Annotated in this window: 17 protein-coding genes; 9 read left to right on the top strand and 8 right to left on the bottom strand. The window is 73.9% G+C overall.

Annotated features, from left to right (window positions below; all coding sequences use genetic code 11):
* The first annotated feature begins 35 nt into the window (after positions 1–35).
* On the top strand, positions 36–2,948 hold the full coding sequence (locus ACIBQ6_RS31620; RefSeq protein ID WP_397216293.1) for an ATP-binding protein: 2,913 nt from the start codon (positions 36–38) through the stop codon (positions 2,946–2,948).
* Positions 2,949–2,961: 13 nt separating this feature from the next.
* On the opposite strand, the gene ACIBQ6_RS31615 is transcribed toward ACIBQ6_RS31620, so the two are convergent.
* From ACIBQ6_RS31615 to ACIBQ6_RS31600, 4 genes are all read right to left on the bottom strand, one after another.
* Positions 2,962–5,106, bottom strand: coding sequence for a hypothetical protein (locus tag ACIBQ6_RS31615; RefSeq protein WP_397216291.1), 2,145 nt, complete (start codon positions 5,104–5,106; stop codon positions 2,962–2,964).
* An 82-nt stretch (positions 5,107–5,188) separates the two neighbouring features.
* A complete protein-coding gene (locus ACIBQ6_RS31610; RefSeq protein WP_397216289.1) occupies positions 5,189–6,118 on the bottom strand; it encodes a carbohydrate kinase family protein in 930 nt (309 codons plus the stop codon).
* Positions 6,115–7,041 carry a pseudouridine-5'-phosphate glycosidase gene (locus ACIBQ6_RS31605; RefSeq protein WP_397216287.1) on the bottom strand — a complete coding sequence of 309 codons (927 nt, stop codon included), beginning with the start codon at positions 7,039–7,041 and terminating at the stop codon, positions 6,115–6,117. Before ACIBQ6_RS31605 ends, ACIBQ6_RS31610 begins: the two co-directional genes overlap by 4 nt.
* A 120-nt stretch (positions 7,042–7,161) precedes the next feature.
* Positions 7,162–8,268, bottom strand: a complete 1,107-nt coding sequence (locus tag ACIBQ6_RS31600; protein ID WP_397216285.1) for a YeiH family protein — start codon at positions 8,266–8,268, stop codon at positions 7,162–7,164.
* 70 nt (positions 8,269–8,338) lie between these two features.
* Between ACIBQ6_RS31600 and ACIBQ6_RS31595 the strand changes: the two genes are divergently transcribed.
* From ACIBQ6_RS31595 to ACIBQ6_RS31560, 8 genes are all read left to right on the top strand, one after another.
* On the top strand, positions 8,339–9,229 hold the full coding sequence (locus tag ACIBQ6_RS31595; RefSeq protein ID WP_397216283.1) for a LysR substrate-binding domain-containing protein: 891 nt from the start codon (positions 8,339–8,341) through the stop codon (positions 9,227–9,229).
* 113 nt (positions 9,230–9,342) lie between these two features.
* Positions 9,343–9,645 carry a hypothetical protein gene (locus ACIBQ6_RS31590; RefSeq protein ID WP_357964583.1) on the top strand — a complete coding sequence of 101 codons (303 nt, stop codon included), beginning with the start codon at positions 9,343–9,345 and terminating at the stop codon, positions 9,643–9,645.
* A gap of 112 nt (positions 9,646–9,757) precedes the next feature.
* Positions 9,758–11,263: a phytoene desaturase family protein gene (locus ACIBQ6_RS31585; protein ID WP_397216281.1), complete on the top strand. Its 1,506-nt coding sequence runs from the start codon at positions 9,758–9,760 to the stop codon at positions 11,261–11,263.
* A gap of 100 nt (positions 11,264–11,363) precedes the next feature.
* The gene (locus ACIBQ6_RS31580; RefSeq protein WP_397216279.1) at positions 11,364–12,062 is read left to right on the top strand and encodes a response regulator transcription factor; all 699 of its coding nucleotides are present in this window, start codon (positions 11,364–11,366) and stop codon (positions 12,060–12,062) included.
* Positions 12,059–13,423: a sensor histidine kinase gene (locus ACIBQ6_RS31575; RefSeq protein ID WP_397216277.1), complete on the top strand. Its 1,365-nt coding sequence runs from the start codon at positions 12,059–12,061 to the stop codon at positions 13,421–13,423. Before ACIBQ6_RS31580 ends, ACIBQ6_RS31575 begins: the two co-directional genes overlap by 4 nt.
* Before the next feature lie 9 nt (positions 13,424–13,432).
* A complete protein-coding gene (locus ACIBQ6_RS31570) occupies positions 13,433–14,608 on the top strand; it encodes a glycosyltransferase (protein ID WP_397216275.1) in 1,176 nt (391 codons plus the stop codon).
* Positions 14,605–16,611 (top strand): glycosyltransferase family 39 protein, encoded by a 2,007-nt coding sequence (locus tag ACIBQ6_RS31565; RefSeq protein ID WP_397216273.1) that lies wholly within the window; start codon positions 14,605–14,607, stop codon positions 16,609–16,611. The genes ACIBQ6_RS31570 and ACIBQ6_RS31565 overlap by 4 nt, the downstream gene beginning before the upstream one ends.
* A gap of 54 nt (positions 16,612–16,665) precedes the next feature.
* The gene (locus tag ACIBQ6_RS31560; RefSeq protein WP_387664398.1) at positions 16,666–17,283 is read left to right on the top strand and encodes a TetR/AcrR family transcriptional regulator; all 618 of its coding nucleotides are present in this window, start codon (positions 16,666–16,668) and stop codon (positions 17,281–17,283) included.
* Between the two features lie 45 nt (positions 17,284–17,328).
* Here the strand turns inward: ACIBQ6_RS31560 and ACIBQ6_RS31555 are convergent, their stop codons facing one another.
* The 4 genes from ACIBQ6_RS31555 to ACIBQ6_RS31540 form a co-directional block, all read right to left on the bottom strand.
* Complete coding sequence (locus tag ACIBQ6_RS31555; RefSeq protein WP_352320256.1) at positions 17,329–17,595, bottom strand: hypothetical protein; 267 nt, start codon at positions 17,593–17,595, stop codon at positions 17,329–17,331.
* Positions 17,596–17,664: 69 nt separating this feature from the next.
* Positions 17,665–18,516 carry a helix-turn-helix transcriptional regulator gene (locus ACIBQ6_RS31550; protein WP_357964569.1) on the bottom strand — a complete coding sequence of 284 codons (852 nt, stop codon included), beginning with the start codon at positions 18,514–18,516 and terminating at the stop codon, positions 17,665–17,667.
* 59 nt (positions 18,517–18,575) lie between these two features.
* Positions 18,576–18,836, bottom strand: coding sequence for a hypothetical protein (locus ACIBQ6_RS31545; RefSeq protein WP_397163840.1), 261 nt, complete (start codon positions 18,834–18,836; stop codon positions 18,576–18,578).
* 86 nt (positions 18,837–18,922) lie between these two features.
* Positions 18,923–19,936: a phosphotransferase family protein gene (locus tag ACIBQ6_RS31540; protein ID WP_397216271.1), complete on the bottom strand. Its 1,014-nt coding sequence runs from the start codon at positions 19,934–19,936 to the stop codon at positions 18,923–18,925.
* Positions 19,937–20,020 lie beyond the last annotated feature (84 nt).

The following is a 20,020-nucleotide window of genomic DNA, read 5'->3' as shown; positions in this document are numbered from 1 at the left end:
TCCGTTTTGTCGGTGTTTGATGGCATCCTTGGGGCGTGAGCATTCACACCGTCAGCCCCCTGTTCGTCGGGCGCGCCCGCGAGCTGCACGCTCTGGGCGACGCCCTGGCCAGAGCACGTGCGGGCGCGTCGTCCACCGTGCTCGTGGGCGGCGAGGCGGGGGTCGGCAAGACCCGCCTGATCAGCGAGTTCATCGACCGGGCGGGCGAGGCGCGGGTGCTCGTCGGCGGCTGCCTGGAGCTGGGCACCGAGGGCCTGCCGTTCGCGCCGTTCACGGCCGTGCTGCGCGGGCTCGTGCGCGAGCTGGGGCGCGACGGCGTGGCGGCGCTGGTGCCCGGCGGCACGACGCGCGGGCTGGCCCGGCTGCTGCCCGAGTTCGGCGAGCCGGACAAGGACGGCGCCGAGGCGCGGGCCCGGCTGTTCGAGCAGGTGCTCGGGCTGCTGGAGCGGCTGGCCGAGGAGCGTCCGGTGCTGCTGGTGGTCGAGGACGCCCACTGGGCCGACCGCTCCACCCGTGACCTGCTGTCGTTCCTGGTCCGCTACCAGCGCACGGCGGCCCGGCTGATGATCGTGGTCACCTACCGCACCGACGAGCTGCACCGCACCCATCCGCTCCGGCCGATGCTGGCCGAGCTGGGCCGCATCGAGTGGGTGAGCCGGATCGAGCTGCGCCGCCTCACCCGCAGGGAGGCCGTCGCGCAGGCGGCCAGCATCCTGCGGCGCGAGCCGTCGGCCGCCGCGATGGACCTCATCTACGCCCGCAGCGAGGGCAACCCGCTGTTCGTCGAGGCGCTGCTGAGCGAGGCCGACGGCGGCGACATGCTGCCCGAGTCCCTGCGCGACCTGCTGCTGGCCAGTGTCGAGCGGCTGCCCGACGAGACCCAGGAGCTGCTGCGCGTGGCCAGCGCGGGCGGCCAGCGCATCGAGCACGACCTGCTGAGCGCGGTGGCCGGGCTCGACGACACCGCCCTGTCGCGGGCGCTGCGCCCCGCCGTGGCGGGCAACGTGCTGGTGGTCGACGGCGAGGGCTACGGCTTCCGGCACGCGCTCATCCGCGAGGCGCTCCACGACGACCTGCTGCCCGGCGAGCACACCCGCCTGCACACCCGCTACGCGCAGGCACTCGAACGCGACCTGTCGATCCTGCCCGCCCCGCGCGGCGCGATCGAGCTGGCCCACCACTGGCACTCCGCCCACGACTCCACCTGGGCGCTGGTCAGCGCCTGGCGCGCGGCCGCCGCGGCCCGCAAGTCCACCGCCTACGACGAGCAGCTCAGGATGCTCTCGCGGGTGCTGGAGCTGTGGGACCAGGTGCCCGACGCCGCCGAGCGCATCGGCTGCGGCCGCCTCGACGTGCTCAGGCAGACCTCCACGGTCGCCCACCTCGCCGGCGAGTACGAGCGCAGCCTGGCCCTGGCCGGGGCCGCGCTCGCCGAGGTCGACCTCGACGCCGACCCGATCACCGCGGCCACCCTGCTGCGCCAGCGCGGCCTGACCCGCTACGACCTGGGCCGCGCCGGTTATCTCGACGACCTGCGCCAGGCGGCCGAGCTGGTGCCCGCCGAGCCGCCGAGCAAGCTGCGCGGCCAGGTCCTGGAGACGCTGGCGCGCATGCTGCACCGTCCCGAGGACTGGCCGGAGAAGCTGGCGACGGCGCAGCTCGCCATGGAGATCGGCCACCAGATGGGCGACGCGAACGTCGAGGCCCACGCGCTCATCAGCCTCGCCTGGGCGCGGTCGCGCTTCTCCGACATCGAGGCCCAGCTCGGGCAGTTCGCCGAGGCGCGCCGGGTCGCCCGCGCCCAGGGCGCCTACAACGCGCTGATGCGCTGCGCGATCTCCGAGTCCGACGCGCTGGAGGGCGCCGGACGGCACGAGCGGGCCGCCCAGGTCGCCCGCGAGGGCGTGCAGGAGGCCGGGCACTACGGCCTGGCGCGCACGTCCGGCACCTTCCTGGCGATCAACCTGACCGAGCCGCTGCTCTCGCTGGGCCGCTGGGACGAGGCGCTCCAGGTGGTCGAGCAGGCGCTCGACCTCGCGCCGCCGGCCCCCTACCGGGCCAGTCTCCAGGGGTTCCTGGTGGACATCGCGCTCGCGCGGGGACAGATCGACCGGGCCGACAAGCTGCTGTCGTCCTCCGCCAGCGTGTTCGCGCGCGGCACCTACCGGGACCAGACCGTGCTGCCGCAGCTGCGCAGGCAGGTCCTGCTGCTGCGGGCGCAGGGGCGGCTCGGCGAGGCGCTGGAGGCCGCGTCCCGGGGGCTGGAGAACCAGGACCTGCTGCCCTCGCCGCGTTACGCCTGGCCGCTGCTGGTGACGTTCGCGCAGCTCGCCCGGCCCGCGCTCGGCGAGGGCGGCGCGCCGTGCGCGGGGGTCGCGGCGGCCCTCGTGGCGCGGCTGCGGGAGGTCGCGCGGGAGCTGGCCGTGGACGGCGACCTGCAGGAGGCGCAGCGGCTGACGTTCGCGGCGCTGACCGGGCCGGAGGAGGGGCTCGGCGGGGCGGCCCAGCTCAAGGCGTGGGAGTCGGCGGTGGCGGCCTGGGCGGGGTTGCGGCAGCCGTACGCGGAGGCGCAGTGCCTGGTGGGGGCCGCCCAGGCGGCGCTGGCCGAGGGCGACCGGCGCGCCGCGGCCGGGATGGTGACGCGGGCGCGGGAGCTGGCCGCGCAGCTGGGCGCCACGCCGCTGCTCGAACAGCTCGAAGTGTTCGGACGGCGGGCCCGCGTCGGCGGCGCCGACGAGCCCGAGGGGCCGCCGCTGGGGCTGACCGCGCGCGAGCTGGAGGTGCTGCGCGAGGTGAGCAACGGGCGCAGCAACCGGGAGATCGCCGCGGCGCTGTTCATCTCGGTGAAGACGGTCAGCGTGCACGTCTCCAACATCCTGGCCAAACTGGGCGTCGCCACCCGCGGCGAGGCGGCGGCCACGGCCCACCGGCTGGGCCTGTTCGGGTGACCGCGGCGGAGCGTCAGCCGGTGAGCTGGGCCTCCAGGCGGTAGCCGTCCACCGTGACGTAGACCTGGTCGCCGGGGCGGGCGTTCAGGCGCATGAGCACCGGCTGCAGCGAGTCGAAGACCGGCTGGTGGCCCTGCCAGACCAGCACGATCGCGTTGTCGCCCGGACCGGTCACCGACAGCAGGGTGCCCGGACGCATGCCGAGCTGGGCCGCGTAACCCTCCGGCACCGGCACCGGGCCGCCCCTGAGGTGTTCCGGGGTGACCTCGATGCGCTGCCAGCGGCGCGGGTCCGACGACGGGCTCGGCAGCGGCGGAGGCGGCGTGGACGGCGTTCCGGCCAGGCTGCCGGGCAGCATGCCGGACCGGCCGCCGGACAGCGCCGACAACGTGGCCAGGGCCGCCGAGGGGTCGATCGAGTTCGCGCCCGCCGTCGGGATGGGCTGGCCGCCCCGGTGGTGGTGGCCGTTGGCGCCGGGCGTACGGCGGGGGAGCGGCTGGGCGGGCTGCGGGGAGGCGTCCGCCGGGCCGGGGGCCGACTCCGAGGGCAGGGCGTCGAGCCACGCCTTGGCGGAGTGGGCGCGGATGCCCAGCTCGGCCAGCAGCTCGACGACGTCGGTGTCCGGCGGGGCGGCGGCCAGGAGCTGTCGCGTACGGGCCTGGAGGCCGTGGATGTCGCCGACGACCAGCCAGCCGTCCTGGAGACGGCGGTCGGGCATGAGCGTGACCAGGACCCGCCACAGGGGCGTGCGCAGCGACGGGACCATGGCCGGGTGGGCCGGGTCGGCGCCGATGAGCTGCTCCTCGGTGGCCGCCGCGCCGAGCCATTCGGTGAGCCGGAACATGTGGCCGGTGACCGGCGCCGACTCCGACGAGCGCAGCCAGTGCAGGACGCGTTCCTCGGCGGTGCGCTGGGCCTGGGAGAGCACGTCGCGGTCCACCAGCAGCTTGTGCGCCAGGGTGCGCAGGCTGACCGGGTCCTCGGCGAACAGCCGGTGCACGGCGACGGCCAGCTCCAGCTTGTCCAGGCCGCGGAACAGGCCGTCCACGACGCGGACCATCGCGTGGTCGGGGTCGGCGGGCACCGGGCCGGGAGCGGCCGTCCCGCCGGGGACGGGGGCGGTGTACGGGGGGCCGTCGGCGCCGGCCTGCGGGCCGCCGTCCGGACGCCCGGCGGTGGGCCGCTGCGGCAGCCGCGCACCACCCTGCGCCGGGAAGGACCCGGTCTGAGGCCCGTTGGACGGCTGCGCCGGGAAGGACCCGGTCTGAGGTCCGCTGGACGGCTGCGCGGGGAACGAGCCGGTCTGAGGGCCGTTGGCGGGCTGGGCCGGGAACGAGCCGGTCTGGCGGCCGCCTTCGGACTGCGCCGGGAACGAGCCGGTCTGGCGGGTGGCGTCGGGCTGGGCGGTGAAGGAGCCGGTCTGGTGTCCCTGGGCGTTCTCCGGCGGCGGGGGGAACGAGCCGGGCTGCTGGGCGGCGGGGCGGGCCGCGGCCGGCCGCTGCGGCAGGCCGCCCTCACCGGCCGGGGCCGGGCGCGGGGCGCCCTGGGGCTGGGCCGGGAAGGCGTCGCTGTGCGGGGTGAAGGCGGCGGGCGGGCGCTGGGGGCCGCTGGCGGGCTGGGCGGCGTACGCACCGGCTTCGGCCGCCGGGACGGCCGGGAAGGACCCCGTCGCGCCGCGCGCGAGCGGACGGGTGACGTCCGGCGAGCCGGACTGCTGGGCGGGTACGGCCTCCCGCTGCGCCGGGATGCGCCCGAGCACCTCGCGCAGGACCGAGCCGACCACCACCTCGGGCGTCGCCGACGGGGTGCCGAGATCGCCGGGTGACAGGCGGCGCAGCCGCTGCCAGCCGCCGAGCCCGGTGATCGCCGTACGGGTGGCCTCCGGCCAGCCGGGCAGGGCCGGATCGACCTGATGGACGGCGAGCGCGGGAAGCAGGTCCACCAGCGGCAGATGGTCCCAGCGGGAGGAGATCAGCCGGGCGAGCCGTTCGCAGACCCAGTCGAGACCCGCCGTGCCGAGCGCCCTGGACACCGCGAGCGAGGACCACCACCCCGCCGGCAGCCGCGGATCACCCAGCACCTCGGCCACCTGCTGAGGGCGGCTCCAGCGCAGAGCAGGGACGAGGTCGCTCAGGCAGATCGATGACTCGACTTCCATCGGCGGACCTTATCCTCCCCAGTGGGCCGCGTGGGCAACCCGGTACGCATGTGGCTAATGGTGCAGCCTACGCGGCAAGCTATCAATCAGTGTGAATAGGGTAAAGACGGTTCAGATCCAAACCGTACCGTGGACGGCCGCCCACCTGGGCCACACATTGCGCACCGGCACGGCAACCCGCCTCCAGCGCGAGCGCGGCGTCCGCCCTCTGGAGGGTGGCGGTGAGATACCCGGCCGCGAAGGCGTCACCGGCGCCCGTGGAGTCCACGACCTCGGCGGACACGCCCGCGCACGTCGCCGTGACCTTGCCGTCCACCGCCACCAGCGCGCCCTCGGCGCCCAGTTTCACGACCGCTGTGCCGTACGTCTCACTCAGCAGCACGGCGGCCCGCTCCGGCGCCGGGACGCCGGTCAGGACCAGCGCCTCGTCCAGGTTCGGGATGATCAGGTCGGCCGCGGACGTCTCCCGCATGAAACGTTCGACGCCGAAGTCCCGCAGCGGGCCCGTCGAGGCCGGGTCGATGCTGACCGGCACCCCGGCGGCCACGGCGTCCCGGACGGCGGCCCTGGCCAGGCGGAGACCGGGGGCCGCGAACAGCGTGTAACCCGACAGGTGCAGCCGGCCGACCCCGTCCAGCAGGGACGGGTCCCAGTCGGCGTCGGAGATCAGGCCGCCCGCGCCGCGATTGGTGAGCATGGAACGCTCGCCGGTCTTGTCCACCATGGCGATGACGACCGCCGTGGGGTGCTCCTGGTCCACCAGCACGTGGGGCCGGACCCCGGTCCTGACCAGCTCGGTCGTGTGCCACTCGCTGCTGTCGTAGCCGAGCTTGGCCAGCAGCCGCGAGTCGGCCCCCAGGTGGGCGGCCCAGGCGGCGGTGTTCGCGCCCGAGCCGCCGGGCCGCAGCACGATCTCCGCGGCGGTGTCGGTGCCCGCCATGACCGGGGAGCCGTGCAGCGCCACCACGTCGGTGACGACGTCACCGATCACCAGGAGGCCGGTGTCGCTCACGCCCGCGACCAGGCCACGGCGATCTCGGCGGCCAGGGCGGTGTTCCCGCGCACGGCGGCCAGGTTGGCCTCCAGCGACGCGCCGCCGGTGCCGTTGACGAGGTAGCTGAGCAGGAACGGCGTGATCGCCTGCCCCTTGACGCCCTCGCGCTCGGCGGCGGCCAGCGCCTCGGCCAGCACGCGGTCGTGCAGCGCCGGGTCGAGCTGCTGGTCCCGCGGCACCGGGTTGGCCACGATGAACGCGGTCTCCGGGCCGGCCAGCGCGTCCTGGCCGCGCATGACGACGGCGGCGTCCTCGGGCGACTCGATCCGCCAGTCGATCGGCTGGCCGGAGGAGTTGAGGTAGAAGCCGGGGAAGGTGTCGGTGCGGTAGCCGGCCACGGTCACGCCGCGCGTCTCCAGCCGCTGCAGCGTGGCCGGCACGTCGAGGATCGACTTCACGCCCGCGCAGACGACCGTGATGCGGGTGCGGGCCAGGGTGTCGAGGTCGGCGGACTCGTCCTGGTCCTCGGTCCAGCCGCGGTGCACGCCGCCCAGGCCGCCGGTCGCGAAGATCCGCACACCGGCGCGGGCGGCCAGGAACGACGTGGCCGACACGGTGGTCGCCCCGCTCGCCTTCAGCGCGGCGGCCAGCGGCAGGTCGCGCTGACCCAGCTTGCGCAGCCCGGACTCGGTGGCGATGCGCTCCAGCTCCAGCTCGTTCAGGCCGATCCTGGCCACGCCGTCGAGGACGGCGATCGTCGCCGGGACCGCGCCCGCCGCGCGGACCACTCCCTCCAGCTCGCGGGCCACCTCCAGGTTGCGCGGCTGCGGCAGGCCGTGGGAGATGATCGTGGACTCCAGGGCCACGACGGGCGCGCCGCCCGCCAGGGCCTCGGCGACCTCGTCGGACGGCTGGAGAAGGGGATCGGTGGCGCTGCGCATGACGGGTTTCAAGCTCCTTGAGTGGTCCTGGCCGGTTCAGGGAGAACGGCGTGCCTGACGGAATTTGTTCCGAACAGAGCAGCGTACGGTGGCCCGGCCAGGACGTCCACTCGGGCGGCCTCACAGCAGCACGGCGACCCCGGTGAGCGAGACGGCGGCGATGAGCCCGGTGGCGATGGCGCCGAGCAGCACGGCCCGCCCGCCCTTGACGAGTTTGCGCACGTCGATCCCGGTGCCCAGGCCGAACAGGGCGGCGGCCATGAGCACGTTGGTGACCTGCGGGACCGCCCGCGTGACGACGTCCGGGACCCAGCCGGTGCTGCGTACCGCCACCATGACCAGGAACGCCGCCACGAACAGCGGCATGACGGGCGTCCGGCGCCCCTCCCGCCGGTCGGCCGCGGGCGCGGTCACGGAGCGGCGGGCACGGAAGGACGTCAGGGCGACGATGGGGGCCAGCAGGACGACGCGGGCCAGCTTCACCGTCACCGCGGCGGCCAGGACGCCCGACGCCGCGCCGATCGCGGCCACCTGCGCCACCTCGTGCACGGCCGCGCCGGTCCAGACGCCGAGCTGGGCCGGCGACAGCCCGAGCAGCGCCGCCAGCGCCGGGACGGCCACGATGGCCGCGCTGCCGTAGAGCACGACCACGCTCAGTGCGGCGGCCGCGTCGTCGTCGTCGGCGTCCTCCGCGCTCTCGCGCATGGCCGCGACCGCCGCCGCCCCGCAGATCGACACCCCGGTCGCCACCAGCAGCGACGTGCCGGACGACAGGCCCAGGCGGCGGCCGATCAGCGGCGTCACGGTGAACGTCACGCCGGTCGCGGTCACCACGATCACCAGCGTCTGCCAGCCGAGCGCGAGCACCTGCGGCAGCGCGATCTGGAGCCCGAGCAGCGCGATCGCCACCCGCAGCACCCGCCGGGCCACGAACGCCAGCCCCGGCCTGAACCGCTCCCAGACGGCCCCCGCCCCGCCCCATCGCGCGGACGTCGCCGCCCAGGCCGCGAGGTTGGCCAGGACCGCCCCGGACAGCACCGCGATCACCGCAGGGCTGAACGCCGGGGCGAACCGGTTCGCCACCATGGCCACCACCACGGCGACGGCCGCCAGCCCGATGCCCGGCCACACCGACGTCGCGGGGACGGCCGGCGCCTGGCCGCCTCGGGGGTCGGGGGTCGGCCGGGGCGCGGTGAGCGGGGGTGTCCGCTGGTCGGGGAGAGGCATGATCCCAGTCTTCGGGCCCTCCGTACCGGCCGGTAGACACGCGTTGACTGGGAGGCCATAGCCTGTGGCTATGAGTGCGCTGCCGGATCTCGACTCGCTGAAGCTGCTGGTCGACGTGGGCGAGCTGGGCAGCCTGGGCCAGGCGGCCAAGGCGGCGGGCATGGCCCAGCCGTCGGCCAGCAAGCGGGTGGCCATGCTGGAGCGCCGCCTCGGCGTCCCGCTGCTGGAGCGCACGCCGCGCGGGTCCACGCTCACCGCCGAGGGCCGGATGGTGGCCGGATGGGCGGCCCAGGTGCTGGCCGCGGCCGAGGAGCTGATGCGGGCCGTGGAGGCGGTGCGGCACAGCGAGGCGGCCCACCTGCGGGTGGCCGCCAGCATGACGGTGGCCGAGTACCTGGTGCCGCGCTGGCTCGGCGAGCTGCAGAACCGCGAGCCCGAGGTCCAGGTGGGGCTGGACGTGGTCAACTCCGCCGACGTCGCGGCCAGGGTGCTGGGCGAGGAGGTGGAGCTCGGCTTCGTCGAGGGGCCGACCGTGCCGGAGGGGCTGGACAGCCGGGTGGTGGGCACCGACCGGCTGGTCGTCGTGGTGGCCCCCGGCCATCCCTGGGCACGCCGCCGTACGGCCCTGCGCGGGGCCGAGCTGGCCGCCACGCCGCTGGTGGTACGTGAGCCGGGCTCGGGTACCCGGGAGACGCTGGACGTGGCGTTCAAGAGCCTCCACCGGGCCAGCCCTCGCCTGGAGCTCGGGTCGAACTCGGCGGTCAAGGGGGCGGCGCAGGCCGGGGCCGCGCCCGCGGTGCTCAGCGGTTACGCGGTCGAGGCGGACATCGCGACCGGCCGCCTGGTCGAGGTGCCCCTCGCCGGGCTCAACCTGGTGCGGAACCTGCGCGCGGTGTGGCGGCGCGGGCGCTCGCTCACCGTCCCGGCCGCCACGCTCCTGGCCATCGCCAGCCGTCCGTGAGCACGTGCCCGAAGGTGGCCGTTGACGCCGCCTGGAACGCGATCTAGCTTTCCCTTAGGAAAGTTTCCTAAAAATAAGAGCGCGTTCACCCCCCGAACCTCAGGAGACTCCGCATGAGCCTTCGTCGTCCCCTCGTCGCCCTGGCCGGATCGGCGGTGATGTGCCTCGCCGCGGCGGGCCTGGCGCCGTCGCCCGCCCTGGCCGCGCCCACCGACTGCACCGCCTGGGTCAGCGGCGGCTACGCCTACAGCAGCTGCACCTCCGGCACCGGCCAGCACGCCGTCGGGGTGGAGCAGTCGCACCCGTACGCCGGGCCGATCGTCCTCACCGGCGGCTGGACGGCCGTCGGCGGGGTCTCCTCGGTACGGCTCACGCCGTGGCCGGTCAAGCGCGTCTGGGTGAACCGGACGGGCTGACGGATCCGGGCCCGGCCGGGAGGGGACCCCGGCCGGGCCCACCCGCGAGTGGCCGCGCCATCTCCGCACGAACCGTTGACTAAGGGCACAGGTCGGGTCATAGGGTGCGGGGATGGGTGCGTATGACGTCGTCGTGGCAGGTGGCGGGCACAACGGGCTGGTCGCGGCCGCCTACCTCGCCGGAGCCGGCCGCCGGGTCCTGGTGCTGGAGCGCCTGGGGCACGTCGGCGGCCTGGCGATCTCCACGCGGGCCTTCCCGGGCGTGGACGTCCGTCTGTCCCGCTACTCCTACCTGGTGAGCCTGCTGCCCACCCAGATCGTCCGCGACCTCGGGCTCGACCTCGACCTGCGCCGCCGCCGGTACGCCTCCTACACCCCCAAGGGCGACACCGGCCTGCTCGTCGACAACGAGGACGAGGCCCGCACCGCCGCCTCCTTCCGCGCCGTCACCGGCGGCGAGCACGACCACCGCGCCTGGCGCGACTTCTACGCCATGACGGCGGACGTGGCCCGCGTCCTGGCCCCCACGCTGCTCGAACCCCTGCGCACGCCCGCCGAGATCGAACGCCTGGTCGGCCCGGCGGCCTGGCGCGACCTGTTCGCCCGGCCCGTCGGCCAGACCGTGGACGAGCGGTTCGCCGACGACACCGTGCGCGGCGTCGTGCTCACCGACGCGCTGATCGGCACGTTCGCCGACCCGTCCGCCGACCTGCTGGCCAACAGGTGCTTCCTCTATCACGTGATCGGCGACGGCACCGGCGAGTGGAACGTCCCGGTGGGCGGCATGGGCGCGGTCTCCGGCGCGCTGGAGCGGGCGGCCAGGCGGGCCGGGGCGGAGATCAGGACCGGCGCGGAGATCGTCGGCATCTCGCCGTCGGGCGAGGTCACGTACGTCGCCGAGGACGGCGAGCACACCGTGGACGGCCGCCACGTGCTGGTCAACCTGCCCCCGGCGGTGCTCGACCGGGTGCTCGGCGGGCCCGCGACCGTGCCGGAGGGCGCGCAGCTCAAAATCAACATGGTGCTCGCCCGGCTGCCCCGGCTGAAGGACCCCTCGGCCGATCCCCGGGCCGCCTTCAGCGGCACGTTCCACATCAACGAGGGGCGCGACCAGCTCGCGAAGGCGTACGAGCAGGCGGCGCGAGGGGAGATCCCGGAATCGCCGCCCGCGGAGGTCTACTGCCATTCCTTGACGGACCCGTCCGTTCTGGGGCCGGAACTGCGGGGGAAGGCCGAGACGATGACCCTGTTCGGCCTCCACATGCCCGCCCGACTTTTCCGGGAAAATCCAGAAAAAGCGCGTGAGGATGCGTTGCGGGCCACGTTCGCCTCCATGAACGCGGTGCTCGCCGAGCCCATCGAGGACTGCCTGCTGCGCACCCCCGACGGCACCCCGTGCGTCGAGGTCAAAACCCCCGTCGACCTGGAGAGGGACGCGGGGCTGCCGGGCGGCCACATCTTCCACGCCGACCTCAGCTGGCCGTACGCGGAAGAGAGGGGATGGGGCGTCGAGACCGGGCACGAACGCATCCTGCTGTGCGGCGCCGCGGCCCGCAGGGGCGGCGGCGTGAGCGGGATCGGCGGCCACAACGCGGCCATGGCGCTGCTGCGGCCCTGAACCGGGCCGGAAAGACCGCCGTTCCCCGGCGGCGATTTCTCAGGGCACGTCGGTGATCCCGTTCATCGTGCTCTCATAGTGGGCTCATATCTTGTGACACATGAGTGAGCCCGCACGGTTGCTGGTGGTGGACGACGAGCCCGCGTTGCGCGAGGCGCTGCAGTCGAGCCTGGAGTTCGAGGGCTACCGGGTCGGCACCGCCAACGACGGCCAGGCGGCGCTGGAGGCGCTGGCCGGCGAGCCGTACGACGCGGTGCTGCTCGACGTGATGATGCCGCGGCTCGACGGGCTCACCGCCTGCCGGCGGCTGCGGGCCCAGGGCAACCACATCCCCGTGCTCATGCTCACCGCCCGCGACGCCGTCGGCGACCGGGTGTCCGGGCTCGACGCGGGGGCCGACGACTACCTGGTCAAGCCGTTCGAGCTGGACGAGTTGCTGGCCCGGGTGCGCGCGCTGCTGCGCCGCGGCGCGCTCAACGCGGGCTCGGCCGACAGCGGCACGCTGTCCTACGGCGACCTGCGCATGGACCCGGCGACCAGGGAGGTCACCCGCGGCGCCCGCGCGCTCGACCTGACCAGGACCGAGTACCTGCTGATGGAGCTGTTCCTGGCCCACCCCCGTCAGGTCCTGACCCGCGACCAGATCCTCAACGAGGTGTGGGGCTTCGACTTCGAGCCGACCTCCAACTCCCTCGACGTGTACGTCATGTACCTGCGCCGCAAGACCGAGGCCGGGGGAGAGCCCCGGGTGATCCACACGGTCCGCGGGGTGGGGTACGTCCTGCGGGCCACACCGTGATCCGCAACAGCCTGCGCACACGGCTGACGCTGCTGGTCGCGGCCGCCGTCGCGATCGCGATCGCGGTGTGCGCCGGGCTGTCCTGGTTCATCGTGCAGAACCAGGTCATCAGGCAGCTCGACCAGACCATCCTGGAGCCGGAGGGCGAGGGGGACAAGCGGTTCCTCCAGAAGAACTGCACACCGGAGGGCGCCTCCGACTACCACGACATGGCCACGCTGCTGTTCGCCGACGGCAGGACCTGCTCGCTCGGCTCGCCGATCGTGCCGGCGGAGGAGGACAAAGGGGCGACATCCGGTGGCGGTGAGCCGGTCTACCGCTACGGCGTGACGCGGGACGGCAGCGAGGTCCGCGTCGTGGCCGTCAACTTCGCGCCCGGCGTGGCCGTCCTGGAGGCCAGGCCGCTCTATCACATCAAGATCACCCTGCGGAACACCGCGCTCGCGCTCGCCGCCATCGCGGCCGTGGGCGTGATCGGCGCCGCACTGGCGGGACGGGCCATCTCCCGTACGGCCCTGCGTCCCGTGGGCCGGCTGACCAAGGCGGCCGAGCACATCGCCGAGACCGAGGACCTCAACACCCGCATCCCCGTCCAGGGCAACGACGAGATCGCCCGGCTCAGCTCCTCCTTCAACGCCATGACCGCCGCCCTGGCCGGTTCCCGCGAACGCCAGCAGCAGCTCGTCGCCGACGCCGGTCACGAGCTGCGCACCCCGCTCACCACCCTGCGCACCAACATCGACCTGCTGCTGCGCAGCGAGCAGACCGGCAGGCAGCTCGACCCGGGCGCCAAGGAACGCCTGCTGGTCAACGTCAAGGCGCAGTTCGCGGAGCTGTCCACGCTGGTCGGCGACCTGCTCCAGCTCGCCAGGGGCGACACCGACCACGAGCCGCACGTCGAGCTGGCCCTGCACGACGTCGTCACGGCCGCCGCCGAACGCGCCCGGCTGCGCGGCGCCGACGTGCGCACCGACCTGCACCCCTGGTACGTCGTCGGCAGCCCCGCCTCGCTCGAACGCGCCGTGCTCAACCTCATCGACAACGCCCGCAAGTTCAGCCCCGAGGGCCAGGTCGAGGTCTCGCTCAAGGACGGCCGGCTGACGGTCCGCGACCACGGCCCCGGCATCCCCGAGGAGGAGCTGCCGCACGTCTTCGAGCGCTTCTGGCGCTCGCCCTCGGCCCGCGGCCTGCCCGGCTCCGGGCTGGGCCTGGCGATCGTGGCGCAGGCCGTGTCCGAGACCGGCGGCAAGGTACGGCTGTCCAACGCGCCCGGCGGCGGCGCGATCGCGACGATCGATCTTCCCGGAACTCTCACGCGTCACTCACAATCGGATAAGTCCTCTCAAAGACCCGAATCGTGAGCTGGCTGCATGGAGACAACAGCGGTAAGGACGCGCCTGGTAGAGGTGGTCGTCCCGGTCCACAACGAGCAGCGGGCGCTGCGGGAGAGCGTCGCCCGGCTGCACGCCTACCTCGCCACCACGTTCCCCTACGGATTCCGCATCACCATCGCCGACAACGCCAGCACCGACGACACCTGGCGGCTGGCCACCGAGCTGGCCCGTGAGCTGCCGCAGGTACGGGCCGTGCACCTCGACGAGAAGGGCCGCGGCCGGGCACTGCGCCAGGTCTGGTCCACCAGCGAGGCCGACGTCGTCAGCTACATGGACGTCGACCTGTCCACCGACCTGGACGCCTTCCTCCCGCTGGTCGCCCCCCTGCTGTCGGGCCACAGCGACCTGGCCATCGGCACCCGCCTGGCCAGAGCCTCGCGGGTGGAGCGCGGGCCCAAGCGGGAGTTCATCTCCCGCTCGTACAACCTGCTGCTGCGCTCGGTGATGGGCGCCGGGTTCTCCGACGCGCAGTGCGGGTTCAAGGCCGTGCGCACGGAGATCGCGCAGGCGCTGCTGCCCGCCGTCGAGGACGAGCAGTGGTTCTTCGACACCGAGCTGCTGCTGCTGGCCGAGCGGCACGGCCTGCGCATCCACGAGGTCCCCGTCGACTGGGTGGACGACCCCGACAGCCGCGTGGACCTCCTGCGGACCGCCCTGGACGACCTGCGCGGGCTGGCCAGGGTGGCCCGCAGGACCCTGTCGGGCGCGGCGCGCCTGCCGATGCCCGCCCGGGTGCGGCGGGCCGAGCTGCCGAAGGGGATGGCCAGGCAGCTGCCCAGGTTCGCGATCGTGGGCGTGGTCAGCACGCTGGCCTACCTGGCGCTGTTCTCGATGTCGCGGCAGGTCGTCCCGGCGCAGCCGGCCAACGCGGTCGCGCTGCTCGTCACGGCCGTGGCCAACACGGCGGCCAACCGCCGCTTCACGTTCGGGGTCAAGGGCTCGGGCGGGGCGCTGCGCGACCAGTTCGAAGGCCTGATCGCGTTCCTGGTGGGGCTGGCGCTGACGTCGGGGAGCCTCGCGCTGCTGCCGGGCGGGGTCTCGCACGGGGTGGAGCTGGGGGCGGTCATCGCGGCCAACGCGGCGGCCACCCTCGTCCGGTTCCTGCTGCTGCGCGTGTGGGTGTTCAACCCCCGGCGCAGGAGCGGGCGATGACCGCCGTGGCCGCGCCCGCCCGGGTGCGCGCGCTGACCGGCGCCGCGGGCGACCCGCGCTGGTCGCGGCCCGCGATGTGGACGGTGCTGGCCGCCGCCTTCGTCCTGTACGCCTGGGCGCTCGGCGGGAACGCCAACGAGTACTACGCCGCCGCCGTCCTGTCGGGCACGCGGAGCTGGAAGGCGTTCTTCTTCGGCGCGATCGACGCCGGGTCCTTCATCACCGTGGACAAGCCGCCGCTCGCGCTGTGGGTCATGGGGCTGTCGGCGCGGATCTTCGGCCACGGCACGTACAGCATGCTGATGCCGCAGGTCCTCGCCGGAGTGGCGGCCGTCGGGACGGTGTACTCGGCGGTCCGCCGGTCCTTCGGGCGCACCCGTCAGGGGCACGTCGCGGCGCTGGTCGCGGCCGTGGTCATGACGCTCACCCCGATCACGGTGGCCATCAACCGGGACAACAACCCCGACACCGTGCTCGTGCTGCTGCTGGTGCTGGCGGCCTGGTTCTGCCTGGAGTCCCTGCGCACGGCCCGGCTGCGGCCGCTGCTGCTCGCCGCGCTGTTCGTGGGGCTCGGGTTCAACGCCAAGATGTTGCAGGCGTACCTGGTGGTGCCCGCGTTCGGGATGGCGTACCTGGTGTGCGCCCGCCACGGCCTGGCCCGGCGGGTGGGGCACCTGCTGGCCGCCGGGGTCGTGCTGGTCGCGTCCAGCGCCTGGTGGATGGTGGTCGTCGACCTCTGGCCCGCCGCCTCGCGGCCCTACGTCGGCGGCTCGACCGGCAACACCGTCCGGGACCTGGTGATCGGCTACAACGGGCTCGGCCGGATCTTCGGCCAGGATCGGGCCGGCGGCGGGTCCGGCGGCGCGAACTTCGGCGGGCAGGCCGGGGCCGGGCGGCTGTTCAACGACGTCATGGCCGGGCAGATCTCCTGGCTGCTGCCGTTCTGCGCGGTGGCGCTCGCCTTCGTCGTGCTGCTGCGGGCGCGCGGGCCCCTCTTCGACGGGGCCGCCTGGCTGCTGTGGGGTGGCTGGCTGGTCGTGCACCACGCCGTGTTCAGCTTCTCCCATGGAACGTTCCATCCCTACTACACGACCGCGATGGCGCCCGCCGTGGCCGCGCTGACCGGCATGGGGGCGACCGTGATGTGGCAGGCGTACCGCGGGTCGCGGGGCTGGGCGTGGGCGCTGCCCGTGGCGGTCGCGGTGACCGGCGGGTGGGCGTTCGTGGTGCTGCGCCGCACGCCGGAGTGGCTGCCGTGGCTGGCCTGGGTCGTGCTCGGGGCGACCACAGTGGCCGTGGCGGGGTTCGTGACGGTGATCGTGACAGGGCTCGTGACAAGGCTCGTGACAGGGCTCGTGCCGGCGTCCGCGACAGGGGCCGCGACAGGGCTCGTGGCGGGCAGGGGGCGGATGGCGGGCCGGGTGACCGTCGTGGCGGTGGCGGCCGCTGTGGTCGCGGGGCTCGCCGGTCCGGCGGCCTATGCCGTCTCACCGCTGGGGGCGCGGGTGAACGGGACCAATCCCACGGCGGGCCCGTCCACGGGCCGCACGGGCGGCCCCGGCGGTTTCGGCGGCCCGCCGCCGGGCGGCGAGCTCCCCGGCCCCCGGACGGACGCCCTCCGGGGCGGCGAGCCGCCGCAGGGGGAGCCGGGTGTCCGGGAGCGCGGTTCCATGGGCGGCGGCGTGGCCGGCTCGACGGTGCGGTACCTGGTCGCCAACCAGGGCCGGGCGACGTGGTTGGTGGCCGTGGGCAGCGCCCAGCAGGCGTCCTCGATCATCCTGTCCACCGGCCGCCCGGTGATCGCCATGGGCGGCTTCACCGGCTCCGACCCCGCCATGACCGTCCCCCGCCTGCGGGAGCTCGTCTCGTCGGGACGGCTCAGGTACGTGCTGCCCGGCGGCCGGGGCGGCCCCGGCGGCGGCGACACCGCGGTGACCACCTGGGTCACCGCCCACTGCGCGGCCGTGGACGGCCACACCGGCCTGTACGACTGCGCCCCCTGAGGAAGCGACGGCGGCCGCGGGGCCCGTCCCCGCGGCGCGCTATAGGCTGATCGGGTGGCGAGTACGACCCGGGCCGATCAGGCCGACCAGCGCAGAGCAGAGCTCCTTGAGGCCACCCGCAAAGTGGTGCTCGAACGCGGCCTGGCCAACACGCGCATCGCCGACATCGCCAAGTCCATCAACGTCAGCGGCGGCCTGATCCACTACCACTTCGCGACCAAGGACGAGCTGATCACCGCCATGCTGCGGGCCACGCTCGACATCGAGAGCGCCCGGCTCAAGGAGCTGGCCGACGGCCCCGGCACGGCGGTGGAGCGCCTCGACCGGGTGCTGCGCTACTACATCCCCGAGTCGCGCTCCGACCAGAGCTGGCTGCTCTGGATCGACGCCTGGAACACCGCGCTGCGCGAGCCGGCGGTCAACGCGATCATGCTGGAGCTGGAGACGGCCTGGCTCGACGCGCTGGCCCAGGTGTTGTCGGCCGGCACCGAGGCGGGGGAGTTCGCCTGCGCCGATCCGGCGGGCGCGGCCGAGCGCATCGACGCCATGCTCGACGGCCTGATCATCCGCTACACCCTGCATCCCAACGTGCTCGACCGGGCGCGGCTGCTGGCCCACGCGCGCACGGCCGCCGCTGGGGAGGCCGGCATCGCGGTGGAGCGGTTCGGCTGAGCCCGGCTCGGGGTGGGCCTGGATCTGGCTCGGGTCCGGCCCGAGTCAGGCGGGCAGGGCGGCCAGCAGGAAGGCCAGGCGGGCGGCCGCCGACTCGACGTCCTCGGCGGTGCCGAGGCGGTAGCCCCACGACGTGATGTACGCGCCGTCGTCGGAGCAGGTCACCGTCTCGGCCAGGGTGGCGGAGAACCGGTTGCGCACCGACACGTACGCCGGGTCGCTGGCCAGCGCGACATTCTGCACCGAAAGATCGGCGTGACGGCCCGCGTGCCACGCGAACCGCTCAAGGCAGAGCGCGGTATCAAGCATCATGCGTCACCTCCGCAACGTCTCGCGACAGAATTGCACGATCTTGCTGCGGGTGGCAAGCAATTGCTGAGGTTAATGTGGGGTTTGTTGCAGGTATTCGCGAAGAATACGGATGATGACTTCTCGGCCGGGCTCGCCGAACTCCGCCACCTTGGCGTAGTCGTCGAAGGCCCGCACGTAGAAGGCGATGTCGTCGGGGTCGCGCAGCACGAGGTCCTTGGTCATCGTGGCGACGCCCACCATGGCCTCGTTGTAGATCCAGAACCCGTTGATCGGCGCGGACGGCAGCTCGGTGCCGAAGGGGATCACCCCGAACTCCACGTTGGGCAGCGTGCTGACGGCCAGCAGCCGGTCGAGCTGGCCGCGCATGACGTCGGCCGGGGCCAGCGCGCTGCGCAGCGCCGACTCCGGCACCACGAACCGGAACGTGCGCGTGCGGTCGTAGAGGATCTCCTGGCGCTGCATGCGCACGCGGACGGCCGCGTCGATCTGGTCGGCCGCGCTGTAGAGGCGCTTGACCTTGCGGAACACGTGCCGGGCGTACTCGGAGGTCTGCAGCAGGCCGACGACGATGCCGGGCTCGAAGACGCGGAACAGCTTCGTGCGCGCCTCCAGGTCGCGGATGTCCTCCTGGATGGCGGCCAGGCCGCTGCGGTGCCGCTGCTTCCAGTCGTCGTGCCGCTCCAGCAGCGCGATGGCCTGCCTGATGAGCTCGTCGGTCGTGTCGGGCGCGGCTCCCACGGCCTGCGCCCACACGACCACGTCGTCCTCGGTCGCCGTCTGCCTGGCGTTCTCCAGGCGGGAGACCTTGGACGGCTGCCAGCGCAGCCGCTCGGCCAGGTCTTTGCCCGACAGGTGGGCGGCTTCGCGCAACTGGCGAAGCTGGCCGCCGAGGTCGATGCGCGCCTGCTGATAGGACGTCACGCGGCAAGAGGCTAGCTCCGCGGGCACCGATCATGCCAGGCCCAGCCGCGCAATCGTGATCAAGCGGTTGCCGACGGTGTCCCGTCGCTGGTGGGCCGGGCGCCGGCTGACCCGTCGAGCAGGACCCGGCGGGCGATCTCCGTGATGAGCTCGCGGGGCACCTCGACGGCGGCCTCGCCGTCGAGCACGTCGCGGAGGTCCGCGAGCGCCTCGGGGTCGGTGACGTGAAGCCCCTGGACGACGATGGTGCCGCGATCGGTCTCGTACAGGGTGGGGCAGGCGCCCGCCTCCGAGGTGGAGCCGAGGAACCGCATGCGCATGACGATCCTTTCCCCGAATGCCAGATGCAATTGCGCGCAATTGTACGCATCTGGGCGTCCGGCGTGATCCTTTTCCCGCATCGGGTTCAGCGCAACAAGCCTTCCATGATGTCGTGGGCGCGGCCGAACAGACCGAGGGTGGTCGCGTGCAGCACGTCGCCGATGTCCCGGGGCGCCTTGCCGGCGAACGCCCGCGCGTGCGTGCCCTCCAGCACGATGCCGAGCTTGAAGCAGGCCAGCACCGCGTACCAGTCGATCGCCGACAGGTCGCGCTCCGACAGCGCCGCGTAGTACGCGACCAGCTCCCGCTCCGACGGCAGCCCCGGCACGTGCCCGTCGTTCACCGGCCAGGTGGCCAGCAGCCAGCCCAGGTCGAGCAGCGGGTCGCCGATCGTGCACATCTCCCAGTCGACGATCGCCGCCACCCGGGGCCCGTCGAGGGCGAACATGAGGTTGGCGAAATGGTAGTCGCCGTGCATGATCCCCGGGACGAACGCGGCGGGCCGGTGGCGGGTCAGCCAGTCGGCGGTGGCGTCGAGGCCCGGGATGTCGGGGCCGGGGTAGCCGTCGAGCTCGCCGTAGGAGTCGAGCTCCTTCAGCCAGCGCGGCACCTGCCGGTCGAGGAAGCCCTCTGGACGGCCGAACCCGGGCAGCACCGCCGGATCGACCCGTCCCAGCTCGGCCAGCGCGGCGGCGGCCTCCAGGCCCATCCGGTGCCGGATCGCGGCGTCGGAGGCGTGCGGCTCGGGCAGCCCGGTCGAGGGGTTGAACCCGGCCACCGGCTCCATCAGGTAGAACACCGGCTCCCGGGCGGTCTGCGCGGCCACCAGCCGGGGTGCCGGCACCGCCGTGCCGCTCAGCGCCGCCAGCAGCCGCGCCTCGCGCCGCAGCACCTCGTTGCTCCTGGCCCGGGCGTGCAGGGGCGGCCTGCGCAGTACGTACGGCCGGCCGCCGCGTTCGAGGCGGACCATGACGTTCTGGGTGCCGCCGGGGATCGGCGCGACGTCCGTGATCGCCCCGCCCGGCAGCCCCTCGGCGTCCATCCACGCGCCGAGGTCGTCGAGGTCGATGGCGCTGACGTCGATGTGGGTGGAGGTCATGGCCGCCCTCTGACAGAACGATATTCTGGAGGCTTCAACCTACGAGAGCCGCCGACGCCCGGTCAACCCGAGGCCGGCATGAAC

Origin of the sequence: Nonomuraea sp. NPDC049655 (assembly GCF_044465465.1) — a bacterium.
GTDB lineage: Bacteria > Actinomycetota > Actinomycetes > Streptosporangiales > Streptosporangiaceae > Nonomuraea.
This window is presented reverse-complemented; position numbering and strand designations above follow the sequence as displayed.

Excerpts from the sequence above, each read along its gene's own strand:
- ACIBQ6_RS31615 (WP_397216291.1), bottom strand. The coding sequence starts at position 5,106 with ATGGAAGTCGAGTCATCGATCTGCCTGAGCGACCTCGTCCCTGCTCTG.
- ACIBQ6_RS31605 (WP_397216287.1), bottom strand. The coding sequence starts at position 7,041 with ATGCGCAGCGCCACCGATCCCCTTCTCCAGCCGTCCGACGAGGTCGCC.
- ACIBQ6_RS31600 (WP_397216285.1), bottom strand. The coding sequence starts at position 8,268 with ATGCCTCTCCCCGACCAGCGGACACCCCCGCTCACCGCGCCCCGGCCG.
- ACIBQ6_RS31595 (WP_397216283.1), top strand. The coding sequence starts at position 8,339 with ATGAGTGCGCTGCCGGATCTCGACTCGCTGAAGCTGCTGGTCGACGTG.
- ACIBQ6_RS31590 (WP_357964583.1), top strand. The coding sequence starts at position 9,343 with ATGAGCCTTCGTCGTCCCCTCGTCGCCCTGGCCGGATCGGCGGTGATG.
- ACIBQ6_RS31585 (WP_397216281.1), top strand. The coding sequence starts at position 9,758 with ATGGGTGCGTATGACGTCGTCGTGGCAGGTGGCGGGCACAACGGGCTG.
- ACIBQ6_RS31580 (WP_397216279.1), top strand. The coding sequence starts at position 11,364 with ATGAGTGAGCCCGCACGGTTGCTGGTGGTGGACGACGAGCCCGCGTTG.
- ACIBQ6_RS31570 (WP_397216275.1), top strand. The coding sequence starts at position 13,433 with ATGGAGACAACAGCGGTAAGGACGCGCCTGGTAGAGGTGGTCGTCCCG.
- ACIBQ6_RS31565 (WP_397216273.1), top strand. The coding sequence starts at position 14,605 with ATGACCGCCGTGGCCGCGCCCGCCCGGGTGCGCGCGCTGACCGGCGCC.
- ACIBQ6_RS31555 (WP_352320256.1), bottom strand. The coding sequence starts at position 17,595 with ATGATGCTTGATACCGCGCTCTGCCTTGAGCGGTTCGCGTGGCACGCG.
- ACIBQ6_RS31545 (WP_397163840.1), bottom strand. The coding sequence starts at position 18,836 with ATGCGCATGCGGTTCCTCGGCTCCACCTCGGAGGCGGGCGCCTGCCCC.
- ACIBQ6_RS31540 (WP_397216271.1), bottom strand. The coding sequence starts at position 19,936 with ATGACCTCCACCCACATCGACGTCAGCGCCATCGACCTCGACGACCTC.